This is a genomic window from Pandoraea morbifera, assembly GCF_902459575.1.
In the GTDB taxonomy this organism is placed as follows: Bacteria; Pseudomonadota; Gammaproteobacteria; order Burkholderiales; family Burkholderiaceae; genus Pandoraea; species Pandoraea morbifera.
On the sequence record NZ_CABPSD010000007.1, the window covers coordinates 23267 to 39739 of the forward strand.

Annotated in this window: 14 protein-coding genes, 1 tRNA gene and 2 pseudogenes; 7 read left to right on the forward strand and 10 right to left on the reverse strand. The window is 63.7% G+C overall.

What is annotated here, in order from left to right; all coding sequences use genetic code 11:
* Positions 1 to 14 precede the first annotated feature (14 nt).
* Entirely contained in the window at positions 15 to 719 is a 705-nt protein-coding gene (gene phoB / locus PMO31116_RS13080) for a phosphate regulon transcriptional regulator PhoB (protein ID WP_023595194.1), read from the forward strand.
* 106 nt (positions 720 to 825) lie between these two features.
* A complete protein-coding gene (gene phoR, locus PMO31116_RS13085) occupies positions 826 to 2151 on the forward strand; it encodes a phosphate regulon sensor histidine kinase PhoR (protein ID WP_150567099.1) in 1326 nt (441 codons plus the stop codon).
* 128 nt (positions 2152 to 2279) lie between these two features.
* Here phoR and ppk1 read toward each other — a convergent pair whose 3' ends face one another.
* Positions 2280 to 4394 carry a polyphosphate kinase 1 gene (gene ppk1 / locus PMO31116_RS13090; RefSeq protein ID WP_150567100.1) on the reverse strand — a complete coding sequence of 705 codons (2115 nt, stop codon included), beginning with the start codon at positions 4392 to 4394 and terminating at the stop codon, positions 2280 to 2282.
* A 152-nt stretch (positions 4395 to 4546) separates the two neighbouring features.
* Here ppk1 and ppx point away from each other — a divergent pair, with 152 nt between their 5' ends.
* Entirely contained in the window at positions 4547 to 6067 is a 1521-nt protein-coding gene (ppx, locus tag PMO31116_RS13095) for an exopolyphosphatase (protein WP_150567101.1), read from the forward strand.
* A gap of 123 nt (positions 6068 to 6190) precedes the next feature.
* On the opposite strand, the gene PMO31116_RS13100 is transcribed toward ppx, so the two are convergent.
* Together PMO31116_RS13100 and PMO31116_RS13105 are read right to left on the reverse strand one after the other, a co-directional pair.
* Positions 6191 to 7018: a GNAT family N-acetyltransferase gene (locus PMO31116_RS13100; protein WP_150567102.1), complete on the reverse strand. Its 828-nt coding sequence runs from the start codon at positions 7016 to 7018 to the stop codon at positions 6191 to 6193.
* A 211-nt stretch (positions 7019 to 7229) separates the two neighbouring features.
* Complete coding sequence (locus PMO31116_RS13105; protein WP_150567273.1) at positions 7230 to 7706, reverse strand: SixA phosphatase family protein; 477 nt, start codon at positions 7704 to 7706, stop codon at positions 7230 to 7232.
* Between the two features lie 179 nt (positions 7707 to 7885).
* On the opposite strand from PMO31116_RS13105, the gene PMO31116_RS13110 reads away from it, so the two are divergent.
* Both PMO31116_RS13110 and PMO31116_RS13115 read left to right on the forward strand, forming a co-directional pair.
* Positions 7886 to 7962, forward strand: a tRNA-Pro gene (locus tag PMO31116_RS13110).
* Positions 7963 to 8538: 576 nt separating this feature from the next.
* Positions 8539 to 8700, forward strand: a pseudogene (locus PMO31116_RS13115) (DUF188 domain-containing protein); the annotation flags it as partial.
* A gap of 51 nt (positions 8701 to 8751) precedes the next feature.
* Here PMO31116_RS13115 and PMO31116_RS13120 read toward each other — a convergent pair.
* From PMO31116_RS13120 to PMO31116_RS13130, 3 genes and pseudogenes are all read right to left on the reverse strand, one after another.
* On the reverse strand, positions 8752 to 11025 hold the full coding sequence (locus tag PMO31116_RS13120; RefSeq protein WP_150567103.1) for a hypothetical protein: 2274 nt from the start codon (positions 11023 to 11025) through the stop codon (positions 8752 to 8754).
* A gap of 114 nt (positions 11026 to 11139) precedes the next feature.
* Positions 11140 to 12234 (reverse strand): helix-turn-helix domain-containing protein, encoded by a 1095-nt coding sequence (locus PMO31116_RS13125; RefSeq protein ID WP_246185288.1) that lies wholly within the window; start codon positions 12232 to 12234, stop codon positions 11140 to 11142.
* Positions 12235 to 12483: 249 nt separating this feature from the next.
* Positions 12484 to 12970 (reverse strand): annotated as a pseudogene (locus tag PMO31116_RS13130) (integrase core domain-containing protein).
* Positions 12971 to 13133: 163 nt separating this feature from the next.
* Here PMO31116_RS13130 and PMO31116_RS13135 point away from each other — a divergent pair.
* A complete protein-coding gene (locus PMO31116_RS13135; RefSeq protein WP_150567105.1) occupies positions 13134 to 13886 on the forward strand; it encodes a YoaK family protein in 753 nt (250 codons plus the stop codon).
* A gap of 57 nt (positions 13887 to 13943) precedes the next feature.
* On the opposite strand, the gene PMO31116_RS23695 is transcribed toward PMO31116_RS13135, so the two are convergent.
* The 3 genes from PMO31116_RS23695 to PMO31116_RS13145 all read right to left on the reverse strand — a co-directional run bounded on the left by PMO31116_RS23695 (position 13944) and on the right by PMO31116_RS13145 (position 15080).
* On the reverse strand, positions 13944 to 14222 hold the full coding sequence (locus tag PMO31116_RS23695) for a hypothetical protein (RefSeq protein WP_174971275.1): 279 nt from the start codon (positions 14220 to 14222) through the stop codon (positions 13944 to 13946).
* On the reverse strand, positions 14223 to 14402 hold the full coding sequence (locus PMO31116_RS23700) for a hypothetical protein (RefSeq protein ID WP_174971278.1): 180 nt from the start codon (positions 14400 to 14402) through the stop codon (positions 14223 to 14225).
* A gap of 264 nt (positions 14403 to 14666) precedes the next feature.
* The gene (locus tag PMO31116_RS13145; protein ID WP_150567106.1) at positions 14667 to 15080 is read right to left on the reverse strand and encodes a rhodanese-like domain-containing protein; all 414 of its coding nucleotides are present in this window, start codon (positions 15078 to 15080) and stop codon (positions 14667 to 14669) included.
* Between the two features lie 118 nt (positions 15081 to 15198).
* Here PMO31116_RS13145 and ftrA point away from each other — a divergent pair, with 118 nt between their 5' ends.
* A complete protein-coding gene (gene ftrA, locus PMO31116_RS13150; protein WP_150567107.1) occupies positions 15199 to 16215 on the forward strand; it encodes a transcriptional regulator FtrA in 1017 nt (338 codons plus the stop codon).
* An 18-nt stretch (positions 16216 to 16233) separates the two neighbouring features.
* Here the strand turns inward: ftrA and PMO31116_RS23705 are convergent, their stop codons facing one another.
* On the reverse strand, positions 16234 to 16437 hold the full coding sequence (locus PMO31116_RS23705) for a hypothetical protein (RefSeq protein WP_174971281.1): 204 nt from the start codon (positions 16435 to 16437) through the stop codon (positions 16234 to 16236).
* Positions 16438 to 16473 lie beyond the last annotated feature (36 nt).

A 16473-nucleotide genomic window follows, 5' to 3' on the forward strand; every position in this document is an offset into this window, starting at 1 on the left:
TTTGAGAGGAACCGATGCCCAGCAGCATTCTGATCGTGGAAGACGAGCCGGCGATTTCCGAGCTGATCTCCGTTAATCTCCAACACGCGGGTCATTATCCGATCCGGGCGTACAACGCGGAGCAGGCCCTCACGTTGATCAGTGACGTCCTGCCGGATCTGGTGCTGCTGGACTGGATGCTGCCCGGCAAGTCGGGGGTCACGTTCGCGCGCGAGCTGCGCGCGAACGAGCGCACCAAGCACGTGCCGATCATCATGCTCACGGCGCGCAGCGAAGAGCAGGACAAGGTGATGGGCCTGGAGATCGGCGCGGACGATTACGTTACCAAGCCGTTTTCGCCCAAGGAACTGATGGCACGAATCAAGGCCGTGCTGCGACGGCGCGCGCCGCAGCTCACCGAGGATGTGGTGAGCGTCAACGGCCTGAAGCTCGACCCGGCGACCCACCGCGTCACGAGCCATCAGGCCGGCGGCGACAGCATCAAGCTGGATCTCGGGCCCACGGAATTCCGCTTGCTTCACTTCTTCATGACGCACCCCGAGCGCGTGCACAGCCGCTCGCAGTTGCTCGACCAGGTGTGGGGCGACCACGTGTTCGTCGAGGAGCGCACGGTCGACGTGCACATCAAGCGTTTGCGCGCCGCGCTCAAGCCGGCGGGCCACGATGCTATGATCGAGACCGTGCGCGGCAGCGGCTATCGCCTGACGAAGTCCGTCTGACGGTCCGAACCGAGCCTGCGCTCCGAGCGCCTGGCGGCCGACACCTGCCGGGCCACGGCCGCTCTCGTCCGGTGGCGCCGGGCGGCAAAATTCCTGTGCATCGTCTATGAATATCATCTGGGCCCGTGCGCTGGCGTTCCTGATCCTGCAGGCGGTCATTTCGGTGGCCGTCGGCTGGCTGTTCGGCGCGAGCGCGGGTTACGTCACCGCCATCGTGCTGCTGGTGACGCAGCTTCTGTTCAACGTCTATCACGCCCAGCGTCTCTGGCGTCTGCTCGACGCCCCCGTCTACGGAGAAGTCCCCAGCGCCATCGGCCTGTGGGGCGAAATCTACTACCGCCTGCACAAGCTCGCCAAACGCTGGCACAGTCAGGTCAAGCAGGTGGAGCAACAGCACGCCCGCTTCATCCAGGCGATCCAGGCGTCGCCCAACGGCGTGATCATGCTCGACGAGCAGAATCAGATCGAGTGGTGCAACGCGATCGCCGAGGTGCATTTCGGCATCGACGCCAGGCGCGACCTGCGTCAGCAGATTACGCATTTGCTGCGCACGCCGGCGTTCTTGCACTATCTCTCGTCGGAGCGCTACGACGAGGCGCTCATCATGCCGCACATGGGGGCCAAGCGTAACCATGTGCTGTCGATGCAGGTGTTCCCGTACGGAGACAACCGCAAGCTGATCATCTCACTCGACGTGACCGACATCGAGCGCACCGACGCCATGCGACGCGATTTCGTGGCGAATGTCTCGCACGAGCTCAAGACGCCGCTCACCGTGCTCTCGGGCTTTCTTGAGACGGTTGGCGAGTTGCCGCTGTCACCGGAGGAGATCCAGCGCTACGTGGAGATCATGCGTCAGCAGGCCTCGCGCATGCAGAACATCGTGAACGACCTTCTCACGCTCGCAAAGCTCGAAGGCAGCGGCAAGCCGCCGTCGGACGATCGGATCGACATGGGCATGCAGATGCGCTCGCTGCGAAGCGACGCGGAAGGACTCTCCCAGGGGCAGCATGTGATCGAGGTCGATGCGGCGCCGGGAATCGATCTTCGCGGCGCGGAGGGCGAGCTTCACAGTGCGTTCAGCAACCTCGTGAGCAATGCCGTGCGATATACGCCATCGGGCGGCAAGATCCGGATCGAATGGGGACCGAGCGCCGACGGCGGCGCGCGTTTTGCCGTCGTGGATTCGGGTTTCGGTATTCCCGCCGAGCACATTCCGCGGCTGACTGAACGCTTCTACCGCATCGATCGCAGCCGATCGCGCGATACCGGGGGCACGGGCCTGGGGCTGGCCATCGTCAAGCACGTACTCACCCGACATCAGGCCGATCTGAAGATCACGAGCGAGGTGGGGCGGGGCAGCGTGTTCGCGATTCACTTCCCGCCCACGCGAGTGGTGCATCGCGCTCCGGTGGATGCGTCGGCCGCCTGATTGCCGGTGCGTCCCTGAGGCTCGGTGCCGAAGCGGAAAACGAGAAGGGGAGCGTTCGCCCCCCTTCGCCGCCCCTTCGTCATTTCGACCTGCCGTCGGGTTCGTGCCGCTGCCGCAGCGGCGCGCGCTCAGTTGCCGGTCTGCACGTGCTGCGCGATTTCCTGCATCAGCGCCATCTGGCTGTTGAATGGGGCCTTGCCCGGCTTGCGGCGCACGTAGCTGCCGTCCGGGCGCATCAGCCAGGCGGCGGTGTTGTCGCGCAGATGCACCATCAGGCCTTCGCGAATCACGCGCGCCTTCAGACGCTTGTCGCGCACCGGGAAGGCCACCTCCACGCGTCGAAAGAAGTTGCGCTCCATCCAATCCGCGCTCGAGAGCATGACGCGCTCGTCACCATCGGCGTGGAAGTAATAGATGCGATGGTGCTCGAGAAAGCGCCCGACGATCGAGCGAACGGTGATGTTCTCGGAGAGCCCCGGCACGCCGGCGCGCAGCGAGCACACGCCGCGCACGATCAGGTCGATCTTCACGCCGGCGCGCGACGCCTTGTACAGCTCGGCGATGATGGTCGGCTCGAGCAGCGCGTTCATCTTCGCGATGATGCGGGCCTTGCGGCCCGCCGCGGCCGCTTCCGTCTCGCGGCGGATGGCTTCGAGCAAATGGGCGTGCATCGTGAAGGGCGATTGCCACAAGCCGTCGAGGCGGGTCTGGCGACCGATGCCCGTCAACTGCTGGAAGACCACGTGTACGTCGGCGCACAGGGTTTCGTCGGCGGTCATCAGCCCGAAGTCGGTGTACAGACGGGCCGTGCGCGGGTGATAGTTGCCGGTGCCGAGGTGGACATAGCGTTTGAGATACGTCTTCTTTCCCTGACGCGTGCGTCGCACGATCAGCAGCATCTTCGCATGACATTTGTGGCCGACCACCCCATAGACGACGTGCGCGCCGACCGCTTCGAGACGTGCCGCCCAGTTGATGTTCGTTTCTTCGTCGAAGCGCGCGAGCAGCTCCACGACCACCGTGACTTCCTTGCCGTTGCGGGCCGCTTCCATGAGCGCGTCCATGAGGGCGGATTCGTTGCCGGTGCGGTAGATCGTCTGCTTGATGGCCACCACGTCCGGGTCGCGGGCGGCCTGGAGCAGCAGCTCAAGCACGGGCTGGAAGCTGTCGTACGGATGGTGCAGCAGCAGATCGCCCTGGTCGATGAGGTCGAACATGGCGGGCGAGGCGGTCATGCGCTTGGGCAAGGCCGGCACGAACGGCACGAACTTGAGGTCCGGGCGGTCGACCATTTCGGGCAGCGGCATGAGGCGCACCAGGTTGACCGGGCCCTTGACGCGGTAGCAGTCCGAGTCGGACAGGCCGCATTCGGTTTGCAGGCGTCGTACGAGTCGCGATGGCGCACCCGCGTCGACTTCGAGGCGCACGGCGTCGCCGAGGTGCCGGGCGGGAAGTTCGCCCTGGAGTGCCGTGCGCAGGTTCGTGATTTCGTCTTCGTCGACGAACAGGTCGCTGTTGCGGGTCACGCGAAACTGATGACACCCCTTGGCGGTGAGGCCGGGGAAGAGTTCGCTTGCGAAGCGCAACATGAACGAGCTGAGCAGCACGAAGCTGTTGGGCAGGGGGGCCAGCGCGGGCGGCATCGGCACGAGGCGGGGCAGGGCACGCGGGGCCTGGACGATGGCGAGTTCCGCGTCGCGCCCGAAGGCGTCCTTGCCCTCGAGCTCCACGGCGAAGTTAAGGCTCTTGTTGAGGACTCGCGGGAACGGGTGCGCGGGGTCGAGGCCGATGGGCGTGAGCACCGGTACGAGTTCGCGCAGGAAATAGTCGCGGGCCCATTCGACCTGAGCGTCGTTCCATTGGCCGGACGGGTGAAACGCGATGCCTTCTGCCTCGAGTTTCGGCAGGATGCTGTCGAACATCGCGTATTGCTTTTCGACGAGCGCCTGTGCCCGGGCGCAGACTTGCGTGTAAACTTGCTGGAACGTCATGCCGTCGGGCGTGAGCATGCCCGGATTCTCGCGCATCTGCTCTTTCAGTCCGGCGACACGGATTTCGAAGAACTCGTCCAGATTGCTGCTCACGATACAGACGAAGCGCAGGCGCTCCAGCAGTGGCGTTGCCGGATCGGCCGCCTGGGCGAGCACGCGCTCGTTGAATGCCAGGATGCCCAGCTCACGATTGAGCAGCGGGTAATTCATATTGAACGTGCGAAAGACATAGGATTGGCGTGAATTCTTCATCCGTATTGTTGCAGTTATATGACATTCACATTTGTCAACGACGTGTCATATGCGATTTGTAACGTATTCGTCATTTATTTGTCGAGTGCGCGTCATGCATTTAAAGTGAAGCATCGCGTTTACCGACTCTCATCGCTCAGGCGCACCTCCCCATGAGTACCCCTACGCCCTTGCTAGCGGCCGTCGATCTCGGTTCGAACAGCTTTCGCCTGATCATCGGACGCGTGGAGGAAACCTCCGCCGGCACGCAGATCTATCAGGTCGATGCATTGCGCGAGCCCGTGCGGCTGGCCGCCGGCCTGAATGCCGAGAAATACCTGGATCATCCTTCGCAGCAACGTGGGTGGGACGTGCTCAAGCGCTTCGGCGAACGGCTGCGCGGTTTTCATCCCGATCAGGTGCGCGCGGTGGCGACCAACACGCTGCGCGTGGCGAAGAATGCGCAGGACTTTCTGGGCGAGGCGCAGAGAGCGCTGGGTTTTCCGATCGAAGTGATTGCCGGACGGGAAGAGGCGCGCCTGATCTATGCGGGCGCGGCGCATTCGGTGCCGACCTGCCCGGGCAACCGGCTGGTGGTGGACATTGGCGGTGGTTCGACGGAATTCATCATCGGTGAGGACTACGAACCGATCATCATGGAGAGCCTGTATATTGGCTGCGTGAGCCACAGCCGTCAGTTCTTTCCGAGCGGCAACGTGGACGAGTATGCGATGAAGCAGGCCGAGCTGGCGGCGCGTCGCGAGATTCAGATCATCTCCGCGCCGTACCGCGATGCGGGTTGGTCGCAGGCGATCGGGTCGTCGGGCACGGCCCGCGCGTTGGCCGAACTGCTCGAGGCGAATGGTTTCAATGACGGCGGCGTGCATGGTCTCACACGCGGTGGCCTCGAGCGTCTCAAGCGTGCGCTCATCAAGGCCGAGAACGCGAATCGCCTGAAGCTGGCCGGACTCAAGCAGGATCGCATTCCGGTGCTGCCCGGCGGTCTGTCCATCATGTTGTCCGTCTTCAACGAACTCGAAGTCGAGCATATGGAAACGACCGACGCCGCGCTGCGTCTCGGCGTGATGTACGACCTGCTCGGGCGGACGCAGCACCAGGACATGCGGGCGGTGACCGTCGAGCAGTTCATGCGGCGATACGGCGTGGATCGGGCACAGGCCGAGCGTGTGGGACGCCTGGCCGTTGCGCTGTATCGTCAGTTGCCGGTCGACGGTGCCGGCGACGCTGCTGACGACGGTCGCGAGGAAGACGAGGCGTTGCTGAGCTGGGCGGCGTCGCTGCACGAGATGGGGCTGTCGATCTCCCACAGCGCCTACCACAAGCATTCGGCCTACATCGGCAGCAATGCGGACATGCCGGGGTTTTCGCGTCCCGATCAGGCGCGCCTGGCGGAGCTGCTGCTTGGGCACGTCGGCAAGCTGGGCAAGCTTGCCTCGCAGGCGCAGCAGGTCGACTGGAAATTGCTGTTCTGCCTGCGGCTCGCCGTGCTGTTCTGTCGTCGGCGAACCGACGCGCTACCCGACTGCATCGAGGTCGAGCGTCTGGGCGACGGTTTCCAGGTCTCGGTGCCGCGAGTATGGATCGAGGCCAATCCGCTGACCGACTACAGCCTGCAACGTGAGGCGCAGGAGTGGGAGAAGATCGGCATGCGCTACAAGGTCGTGTACGCCTGAGCGTCTGCGTCGAGGGCCCGTCGAACGAGGGCGCGCTGATGTGCGGCCCGCGATAAAAAAGCCCGGCAAATGCCGGGTTTTTTTTATCGCGTCGGGGACGGAATCCGTTGGGGGGAAGGTCTGTCAGGCTTGTTGGAGCTTTCCGACGAGCTCGGGTCCGAGGAAATGGCGCGCGTAGCGCGGATTGATGTCGGACAGCCGGAACAGCGTGAGGAAATCGGCGGTGTTGAAGTCGGGGTCCCAGGCCGGCGCGCCGCAGATGCGGGCCCCGAGGCGCAGATAGCCCTTCACGAGCGCGGGCGGTTCGACGTCGAGCGTGGATTGCAGCTCGTCGACGGGCAGGGCGATGCGCGGCACGGCGTGATATTCCGCGGGTGCCATGGCGGCGCCTTGCAGCTTGCGGTACAGGCTGGCGGCGTAGTGCCCGCCGTCGGCCATCGGCACGCTGGCGCAGCCGAGCATCGTTTCGAGGCCGTTGCGCAGCATGTATTCGGCCAGACCGCTCCAGAGAGCCATGATGACGGCGCCATTGCGGTAGTCGGGGTGCACGCACGAGCGGCCCGTTTCGAGCATTTTCGGGCGCAGGTGATCGAGGCGGGAGAGGTCGAATTCTCCTTCGGAGTACAAACGTCCGAGGCGTTTGGCTTGTGCCGGGGGCAATACGCGGTAGGTGCCAACGACCCTGAGCGAGTCTTGATCGCGCACGATCAGGTGGTCGCAATATTGGTCGTATTCGTCGACATCCAGACCGGCCGGGCCTTTGACCGAGGCGCCCATTTCTTCGGCGAAGACCTGATATCTCAGGCGTTGGGCTTCCCGAAGCTCGCTTTCGTCGCGTGCCCACGCCACGGCCAGATTCGGTTTGACAGGCGTTTGAGGGCGAGGAAGACGCCTCCGCGACGTGGGGGTCAACGAAGAGAGCGGCATGGTGGGGTTCGGCAGGTCGCGCATAAAGGCCCTTTTTTTGACGGTCGCGTTGCGACGTACTTTAAAAAGCATCAATGTCGATTCCGTGAACGATAGGCGACAATTCTATGACAAAACCTCAAGTGTCATGATCCAGGTCCCATTTTCCGTACCTTCCACGGGTCTGGCGCAGGCGCTCGGGAGGGGCCTTTCGCGCGGGTGGGCGCCGCCGGTTCGCCGCCGGCGGCGGGCGAGTTCAGAGCAGATCGGGGTTGATGACGGCGCGCACGACGACCTGGCTTTCGTCTTCGCGACGGCGGGAGGAGAGCCACCAGATGCCCGACTTCTTGATGGTCCAGTAAGCTTCCTGGCCGCTCAGCAGCAGGGCGGCGAGTTGTCCGAGGGCGGGTTGGTGGCCCACGACGACGACGGTCTGTGCGGTGCCGGGCCAGTGGATGGCGCCGAGCAGGGTCATGGCGTTGGCCCCTGGGGCGAGGTCGCGCACGATCCGCGGGGTGGGCGTGAGGGCGTGGGCCGTTTGCACGGCGCGCACGGCGGGACTGGAGAGGATGAGGGCGTCCGCAGGCAGGCGGGCGCGCAACCACTGGGCCGACTTTTCGGCTTGTTTGCGACCGCGATCGGTCAGTTCGCGGGCGAGGTCGGCCTGGGCGCTGAGGGCAAGGGTGGCCGGCAGGTTTTCGGCGTCGGCGTGACGCCAGAGAATCAGGTTCATCGACACGGGTTCGGACATGGAGAACCTCCCACTATGGCGGGGTTTCGTGGCGACGGCATGACCGTCGACGACGCTGCAACCAAAATCTCATTGTGCCAGCCCAAATGGGGAAATTGCCCACGGGATGTGCGTCTATTTGACGCGGGACGCCGAACCCTCTAGAATCTAGCCTCTTTGCTCGGAGCGTAGCGCAGCCTGGTAGCGCATCTGATTTGGGATCAGAGGGTCGTAGGTTCGAATCCTATCGCTCCGACCAGCAGGATCAAGGGGTTACACGTTTCGGCGTGTAGCCCTTTTTATTTTTCCGCTCGCCGTTACCGTCCAGTTACCGGAAAACCGGCTGGAACTGCACCGAACATAACCGCGGTGAGTCGAGCCTTTCCGAAGCGAGTGTCTTGCACTTTGTGAGCATCGACTTTCGTCTATACGTGCCAGGATTCGCAGGGCGGAACCACAATCAGCGACCAACGTCCTCGTTCTTTAAATCGGAAGATGCTATTCGCTTTCCGTCAGCCGCAACGATGAATGGCGGAAGGTTGGGATCTGCGTCGCCTCGAACGCGAACGCTCTGCTCTCGGTGCTCGATCCATTCGTTGCGCCAAAATCGCCCTCAATGCACTCCATCTGACCCGCTGTGATGCCCGTGTGAAGCCTCATAATTTCCGCAGAGCGTGATGCTGTTCCGGGTGAAGCAATCTTCCAGGCACAGAAGCTGTGTCGGCGCGCTCCTTCCCTTGGATACGTCGAGCGCGCTGAGCGTGCAGCGATGGGGCACTCGGACTACATTGCGAAATGGTCATACGACGTCGCCGCTGGGATCACCCGTTAATCGGAAAACATCAAGGAGCGCCTATCCATACGCGACATGATGGATCAACTGCGCATCGCGGGCATCGAGACAGGCGGCCCCGCGCCGTTCAGCCCGCGCGACGGCAAGGCGTTCACCGGGCAACTCGACCGCTTTCTGGCACGTCACCGTGCTTCGCCGCGCTGAGCCACGTCGCTACTCGCTGCGATTCTCGATGCCTTACCTGCTGCCGCGCGCTCAGAAGAACATTTCGAAGTTGACCCCGACGTGTGTTCGTGCGCCGACGTCACCGCCCGCCACGCCATTCACGAACGCCGAGACCTTCGCCTTTTTTGTCACCCGGTAGCCCACGCGCGCACCGTATTCCAGCCAGTTCAGACGGCTGGAGACCTGCGGGGCCAGGCTGCCGATCCCGCCGACGTTCAACTGCGAGCCGTCGCGATAGTTGAAGCCGTGTGCCCACGCACCCCAGAGCGCCGCTTCGATGGTGGACGTGAAGGCGTGCACCCACTTCTCGCGGATCTTGAACAGGTTCATGGCCGATGACGACGGCCCCATGCTGGCCTCGAACGGGTTGCTCGGCGAGAGCACTTCGCTATACGTTGACGTACGCATGACCTGGCGTCCGAGTTCGATGGATTGCGTGAACTGATCGCTTTCGCTCACATCGATGCGCATGCCGAGGCGGGCGAAGCCATACGCCTGACGCCCGGACGCATTGCCGCTGCCCGTCGCCGTGCCCGATCCGTTCGCGTAGTTGCGCGAGAAGCGATAGTTGCTGTCCGGCGAGTAGAAGCCGCCGATCTCGCCGAACCAGCCGAAGCGCCCACCGAGCGGGCGCTCGTAACGCAGCTTGAGCGCAGCCGTGAAGGCCCCTTTCATCTGCGTGTCGGCGTACGTTTCCGAGGCGTAGCCCACGCCCGCGACGATCTCGAACGGCGCAAGATTCAGATGTCCCGTGATCCCTGCCGAAAGCGAGCCGAGGGAGCCAAAAGCGGCGATGCCGCCCGCTGACCCCGATGTGCCCGATGCCCCTGACATCTGACCTTCGCCCAGCATCTGATCGGCAAAGCCGTGCATCTGTCCCATGACGCCCTGACGTGCCTTGCCCATCTGATTGGCGGATGCCTGGACCGATGCGGGGGTGCTGATGCCGGCAATCACCGGGGGCGTCGGGGTGGCCGTGCCGGGAGGTGTGCCGGGAGGTGTGCCGGTCTCCGGCTTGGTGGTCGGCGTCTCCGGTGTCGTCGGGGCAGGATCGGGCTTTGGCAGCACCGTCGCGTCGAGATAACGAATGACGTACACCTGCGGGAGGCTATTCGGCCCGGAGCGGAATCCATCCCCCGCGATGTACTGCCCGTTTGACGAGAGGCCCGCAATGGTGCTGAGGGAAATGCCGCTCGTAGAGACCCCGGCGTTGGACAGCAGTGTCAGCAGATCCTGCATACCGGTCGCGCTTGTCCAGCGGAACATGCGCATTTCGCTTTGCGCATTGTACGAGGCACCCACGACCACGGCGCCGTTGCCACTGACGTGGCTTGCGATGGACATCGACCCGCCCAGCGTGCCCAGATCGACCATGCCAGCGGCGCTCGTCCACCGGAAAGCGTGCCAGTACTGATTGCCCGTCGTTTGGGCGGCGCCGACGATGGTCGATCCATCGGTGCTCAGACCCGCAAACATGGTTCCATCGCCGCCCAATGTGCCAAGATCCTTCATGCCCGTCGCCGCTGTCCAGCGGAACGCCCGCTGGGCGGCGTTGTTCGCGGTGTTGGCGATGCCGGCCACGACGTTGCCGTCGGCACTCACGGCGGTCGCGTTGGTCATGTCGCCGCCGACCGTCCCGAGGTCCTGCATGCCCGTGGCCGCCGTCCACCGGAACGCGTGCGCCTCCACCGGGTTCGTGGCCGACATGCCGGACCAGCCGACTACGACGCTGCCGTCGGCATTCGCAGCATTCGCCGAGGAGGCATCGCCGCCGAGCGTGCCCAGATTCGTCATGCCGTCAGCCTCTGTCCAGCGAAATGCGCGCTGCATGGACATGCCGTTCGCGAGGCTGCCTCCCACGATGGTCTTCCCGTCCGCGCTGACACCGTAGGCGTTTGTCGACACGCCGCCGAGCGAGCCAATATCCTGCATACCTCCGGCAGCCGTCCAGCGAAAGGCGTAGGTGGTGCTGATGCCGGTGCGCACATAGCCGACTACGACGCTACCGTCAGCGCTTACCGCAGTGGCGTTGCCGCTGGGGCCGGTGAGTATCTGGACGCCGGTGGGATTCGTCCAGCGAAAGGCGTGTTGTTCTCCCGATATCGTCGCAATGCCGATCACGGTCGAGCCGTCGGCGCTCAGACCTACGGAATTCGTGCCGGTCGCTTGCGACGACGAGAAGAAGATGGGAGGGGCAGCGCTCACCCCATCGGCGGCGTAGGCACTCGGGCAAAGCAGTGCGCCAGCCGCCAGAGCGATCAGGGAAGGGCGCGCGGGGCGGCACTCGGGGAGGACGAAGGCCATCGTTGAAGTTCGAGAAAAAGCCCGATCTTCGATGAAACGGAATTCGCCCGCCCCGCCCAGTGTCCCGGAAACATTGACTGCACGTCCCAACGGTGCGACGCGCCTTCGCGAGGCTCAGTCGGAGGTGCCGTATGTGCCGGGGCGCGCCCGCTGAAGGCCTTCGAGCCACGCCCGGACGGTGGTTTCGTCTCGCGACGGCGCCGCGTCCTCGGTGCCGGAGTTGCCGCCGGCGCGCACGAGATGGCGAGCCGTCGTTCTGTGCGCACTCGCGCGCACTTCCCCCGGACTCACACCGAAACGCCGACGGAAGGCACGACTGAAGACACTCTCGCTCGAGAAGCCGTAACGGTAGGCGATCTCGATGATCGCGATCCGCTGGCCGGTCGAGAGCAGCAGCTCGTCGAAACATCGGTCGAGCCTTCGGGCCTGAATGTAGGCCTGCACGCCACCGTCGGCCTGAAACCATCGATACAGGTTCGATCGCGAGATGCCCATGGCCGCCGAAATCTGCGCCGGCGACAACTGCTCCGCGTGCAGATGGCGTTCGATATACGCTTGCACCAGTCGCTTCACGCCGTCGCGAAGCATCTGCTGCGTGGGGGCGTCGCTCTCAAGCAACTTCGAATTCGCCCCACCCAGCAGAATCAAGCCGGCATTCACCGACGCCGCTGTTTCCTCGGGCGTGAGCGTGTGCGCGCTTCGCGCCAGCTCGCCGAGGTGAGAGGCGAGCAAACGGGTTGTGCCGAGCGCGGGGTTGAGCACGGCGCCGTGCAGCTTGCGCTCGCGCAGCGACGTCGGCAGGCGGTCACGGGGCACGGTCAGCGTAATCGTCGAGTACGAGAGGGTGCGGCTATGCACCGTCTGACCGAGATCGAACAGGCAGATCGCACCGGCACCGACGCCCACCGTACGTTTGCCGTACTCGCCCTCAATGCGCCCCGAGGCCACCCAATGAATCATCAAGTGATCGACCTGGCTGCGCCGGACGTCCGCCGCGCGGCGCCGGTGCGTCATCGTGGCCGAGCACGCACTGCGGCTGATCAGGCAATCACCCAAATGCGTGCCACTCATCTCGGCCTGAAACCCCATTGGACTGCTTTCGATGTCAACGTCCACATAGGGCCGCACCAGCGTGCGCCAGACCTCGGGGGCTTCCGGGTGTGTCCGGCTGTCGAACCGGGCGACGAACTGCCGCGACGCGTCGTGCATTTTCACCAGGTCTCCTGTGAACTGGCCCGCAATAACTCTCCGTTGGCTTCATTCATAGATACGTCCGCTTTCTTTCACCGTTATCTGGCGTCGAACTGGTTGCTACCTGTTTGCGCGGCCGTGCCCCGGCCTTGTCGCACCGCGTCATGTCACCGATGCCGTCCTGCTGATCCGCTTGGGTTTTCTGTGCCAAATGCGGAGCGAGTTTTTCGGCGTATCGGGTCAAGTCGACCCGGGTAGAAACACCAATTATCGGGCGAATTCGGCCGGCGCCAGCTCTTGGAGAGCTGAGTAAGGCCCACTTTCGTTGTAGTGCCCGCGCCATGCCTCGATAGTCGCTTTCGCTTCGTCCAGCGTCTCGAACCAATGCAAGTTCAAACACTCGTCACGGAATGATCCGTTAAACGTCTCAATGTGGCAATTGTCCGTGGGCTTTCCTGGGCGACTGAAATCGATTTTCGATTGTGGTGATATGCCCATATGTCGAGCAATCGCCCGGAATGGCCTTGTCCAGGCTTAGCTCGGCGACTAGCTTCTTGAACCGTGCGTTCTCGTCTTGCAACTGTTTGAGCCCACGCACCTGATCCGACTGCATACCGGCATATTGCTAACTCCAGCGATAAAACGTCTGCTCCGAAATACCGACGTGACGGATGAGATCGGCCACCGGCATACCCAACTCGGCCTGCTTCAGTACCGCCACAATCTGCTCGACTGAAAAGCGCTTGCGTTTCATAGCAAACTCCTCCTTTTTACAAGGGCAAAGTTTGCCGAAAAACTAACATCCCAGGTGGTCCGGATTTCTCATTGCAGATCAGCATCCTGGCGTCATCGGCGGAAGCTTGCGGCGGGAGTAAAATCATCGGCACGCGATCTCGCGTATGCAATGCAGGTGCGCAATGCCGATCAATTATCTACGTGGTTTCACACATCCGGCGCGAACAGACGCGGCAAACCGGCGTCTCGGCCGGTGGCTGGCGTTCGTCGCCGGGGCAGCCAATGCCGGCGGTTTTCTGGCGATGGGACAGTACACCTCCCACATGTCCGGCGTCGTGGCGTCGCTTTCGGACAATCTGGCACTTGGTCAGATCGTTCTGGTGCTCACAGGACTCAGCGCGCTGCTGGCGTTTCTCACGGGAGCGGCCACCTCGGCGGTACTCATCAACTGGGGACGCCGCCATCATACGAACAGCGAATACGCGGCGCCGCTGATGCTCGAGGCCATGCTGCTGCTTTGTTTCGGCTTCGTCGGGGCGAACCTGGCGCACCACCATTGGCTGTTCGCGCCAGGAACCGTAGCGCTGCTCTGCTTCGTCATGGGCCTGCAAAACGCGATCATCACCAAGATTTCGAAAGCCGAGATCCGCACAACCCACGTCACGGGCCTGGTGACGGACATTGGCATCGAGCTCGGGAAGCTGCTTTACTGGAATCGCTCGCAAGCCTCCCCGGACCGAAACCATGTGACGGCAAACCAGGCGAAGCTGCGCCTGCTGTCGTCCTTGCTGGGCATGTTCTTTGTCGGTGGCCTGGCCGGTGCGCTCGGCTTCAAGCATCTCGGTTTCGTCTCCTCGGTCCCGCTGGCCATCGCGCTCGTCGTGCTGGCCATTGTCCCGCTGCTGGACGACTTTTCCCACCGGGCCCACCCGTGATGCGACCGGCGACGTGCGCAAGCCTGAACTTGCGCCGTCATTCGCTGCGCGAGACGCTCAGAACCCGAGTTCCCGCTGCAACACTGCCGCCACGAAACGAATCCCTTCTCCGGCAAAGCTCTGGCGTCCTGCGCCGAGATGGACGGTGCCGGTAATCTCCCGTCCCAGTCCCTTGCCACCGCCGCACTGCCCGAACCGCACCTGCCACGTCGCGACAAGCGGCACCAGCGCATGCGTCTTCGCATTCTGCCCGGCAGGGATGGGGCCGCCGTAGACGCCGGCGACCGACGGCGCATCCAGCGTCGACACGTTGACATTGTCGATGGCTTCGATCACTCAATGCCGCGCCGCCAGTTCCGGCAAGCTGCCGACAAACGTCGCCAATTGCCCGGCCGCGAGTCGCGCCACGTCGTCCTCGCCCACGTAGGCGTCGCCCTTGACCGCACCGGGGGAGATGGGGGCGTCGACCCGCTCGCCGCGCAGCAACCCCGTGCCCGCCGCCTGCAACCCGACCACCGCCTGGCTGGCGGCCTCCCATTGCTGCGTGAGCGCCGTCCGCTGCTTTTGGAACCGCTCGTCGAACGACTGCCGGTCGACTTCCCAATTTGCTACGGACGACCCGAACGTATGAGGAACTCAATCAATTTTTCGTGTCCGCTGACTTAGCCGAATGCAAAGACGTTGGGGAGAAAGCTTTTAAAAGTGAGAGGGTATTTTGGCGACAGACGAGGCTCCGGCGGGGCGGGCGGGCACAACGCAGCGGAACTCCGGTAGCGGGCCTCAGGCCGAGGTTGACAGCTCGAACCCCTCGTCGATCCAGCCGGTGATGCCGCCGATCATGATCTTCACTGGCCGTCCGAGCTGGGCAAGTCGGATGGCACCTCGCGTGGCACCGTTGCAGTGGGGCCCCGCGCAGTACGTGACAAACAAGGTGTCGGCCGGAAAATCGGCCAGTTTCGACGCAACGAGCTTTCCGTGGGGGAGGTTGACGGCGCCCGGCACGTGCCCTCGGGCGAACAGCGCCGGGCTTCGGACGTCGAGCAGGACGAAGCCTGGTGCGCCGCTGGCGAGCGCGCTGGAAACATCCCAGCAGTCGGTTTCGAATTGCAAAGACGTCTGAAAATGATCGAGCGCGCGGGCGCTGTCGGCTGCGGGGACTGCGGTCACGGCGTTGGTCACGTGGCTTGAGGACATGGTCGAACTTCCCGTAGTTAGGGTGATGGGAGATAACGCGATGCTTCAAGGCCCATTCTGTGCCTGCGCGGTACATGAGGTAAGTGGCGTAATCGACAACATCCGGTAACATTACGCCATGAACCCACATTTTGTTGTCGCGCTGGCGTACGACCGGCTCTGTACCTTCGAATTTGGCTGTGTGACCGAGTTGTTCGCGCTGGAGCGCCCGGAGCTTGGCGTCGACTGGTACCGCTTTGCCGTGTGCGCGGTCGAACCCGGTCCGCTTCGCGCAGCCGGGGCAATCACGATCGGCGCGCCCTACAAGCTTGGGTTGCTCGATCAGGCGGATACGATCGTGGTGCCGGGCTGGCGAGATGCGGATGAAGTCCCGCCCGAGCCGCTGCTCAGGAAGATTCGTGCCGCATATCGGCGCGGAGCCCGGCTTTGCACCATCTGTTCCGGGGTATTCGTGCTGGCGGCCGCGGGGATGCTCGACGGTAAGACCGTCACCACCCATTGGCGCTATGCAGAGAAGTTGCAGCAGCGCTACCCGCGCGTGCGAGTGCAGGCGGATGCCCTCTATGTGGATGAAGGACAGATCGTCACGTCGGCGGGATCGGCGGCGGGACTCGACATGCTGATCCATCTGGTGCGGCGCGACTACGGAAGCCCCGTGGCAAACCGGGTCGCGCAGCGGCTGGTGTTGCCGCCGCATCGTGAAGGCGGACAGGCGCAATTCGTCCCGCGCCCGATGCCGCCGGACGGAAGCAGCCGGCTGGCCAGGCTGATGGACTGGGTGCGCGAGCATCCGGCCCTGCCCCACACACTGCAATCGCTCGCCGAGCGGGCCTCGATGAGTCCGCGCACGTTGCAGCGCCAGTTCCACGAGGCCACAGGCATGGCGCCGTACGAGTGGCTCGTGCGCGAACGCGTGAGCGTGGCGCGCGAGATGCTGGAAGCGGAAACGCCCCCAACGATCGCGCGCATCGCCGAGCTCGCGGGGTTCGGTTCGGAGGAATCGCTGCGCCGGCATTTTCGGCGTATGGTCCGGACCAGTCCGACGGCATATCGGGAAAAGTTCGGTCATGGTGCCGGGACAAGGCCAACCGGTAGAATGTCGGCACAATGGCACGACGATGTCATTCTTTCCTAGGTTCCCCGGAGGGCCCCATCAATGCGCAAACTCGCTTTTCTGCTTCTTGCCAGCACGGTGTTGCTGGCCAGCTGTGCCGTATATCTTCCCGACGATGGTCCGCATGGCGGTCGCGGCGGTCCCGGCAATGGTTTCTGCCCGCCGGGCCAGGCGAAGAAGGGGAATTGCTGACACGAAACGCAGTGCCTGCAGCGCTGCCGCATCGCCTGTCGGAACGGTCATGACGGCGTGGTAGGATCGGTCGCAGCCACGCGCTTC

Coding starts and splice junctions, on each gene's coding strand:
- PMO31116_RS13145 (WP_150567106.1), bottom strand. CDS start 15,080: ATGTCCTCAAGCCACGTGACCAACGCCGTGACCGCAGTCCCCGCAGCC.
- PMO31116_RS23705 (WP_174971281.1), bottom strand. CDS start 16,437: ATGACCGTTCCGACAGGCGATGCGGCAGCGCTGCAGGCACTGCGTTTC.
- ppk1 (WP_150567100.1), bottom strand. CDS start 4,394: ATGAAGAATTCACGCCAATCCTATGTCTTTCGCACGTTCAATATGAAT.
- ftrA (WP_150567107.1), top strand. CDS start 15,199: ATGAACCCACATTTTGTTGTCGCGCTGGCGTACGACCGGCTCTGTACC.
- PMO31116_RS13125 (WP_246185288.1), bottom strand. CDS start 12,234: ATGCACGACGCGTCGCGGCAGTTCGTCGCCCGGTTCGACAGCCGGACA.
- PMO31116_RS13135 (WP_150567105.1), top strand. CDS start 13,134: ATGCCGATCAATTATCTACGTGGTTTCACACATCCGGCGCGAACAGAC.
- PMO31116_RS13120 (WP_150567103.1), bottom strand. CDS start 11,025: ATGGCCTTCGTCCTCCCCGAGTGCCGCCCCGCGCGCCCTTCCCTGATC.
- PMO31116_RS13100 (WP_150567102.1), bottom strand. CDS start 7,018: ATGCGCGACCTGCCGAACCCCACCATGCCGCTCTCTTCGTTGACCCCC.
- phoR (WP_150567099.1), top strand. CDS start 826: ATGAATATCATCTGGGCCCGTGCGCTGGCGTTCCTGATCCTGCAGGCG.
- ppx (WP_150567101.1), top strand. CDS start 4,547: ATGAGTACCCCTACGCCCTTGCTAGCGGCCGTCGATCTCGGTTCGAAC.
- phoB (WP_023595194.1), top strand. CDS start 15: ATGCCCAGCAGCATTCTGATCGTGGAAGACGAGCCGGCGATTTCCGAG.
- PMO31116_RS13105 (WP_150567273.1), bottom strand. CDS start 7,706: ATGAACCTGATTCTCTGGCGTCACGCCGACGCCGAAAACCTGCCGGCC.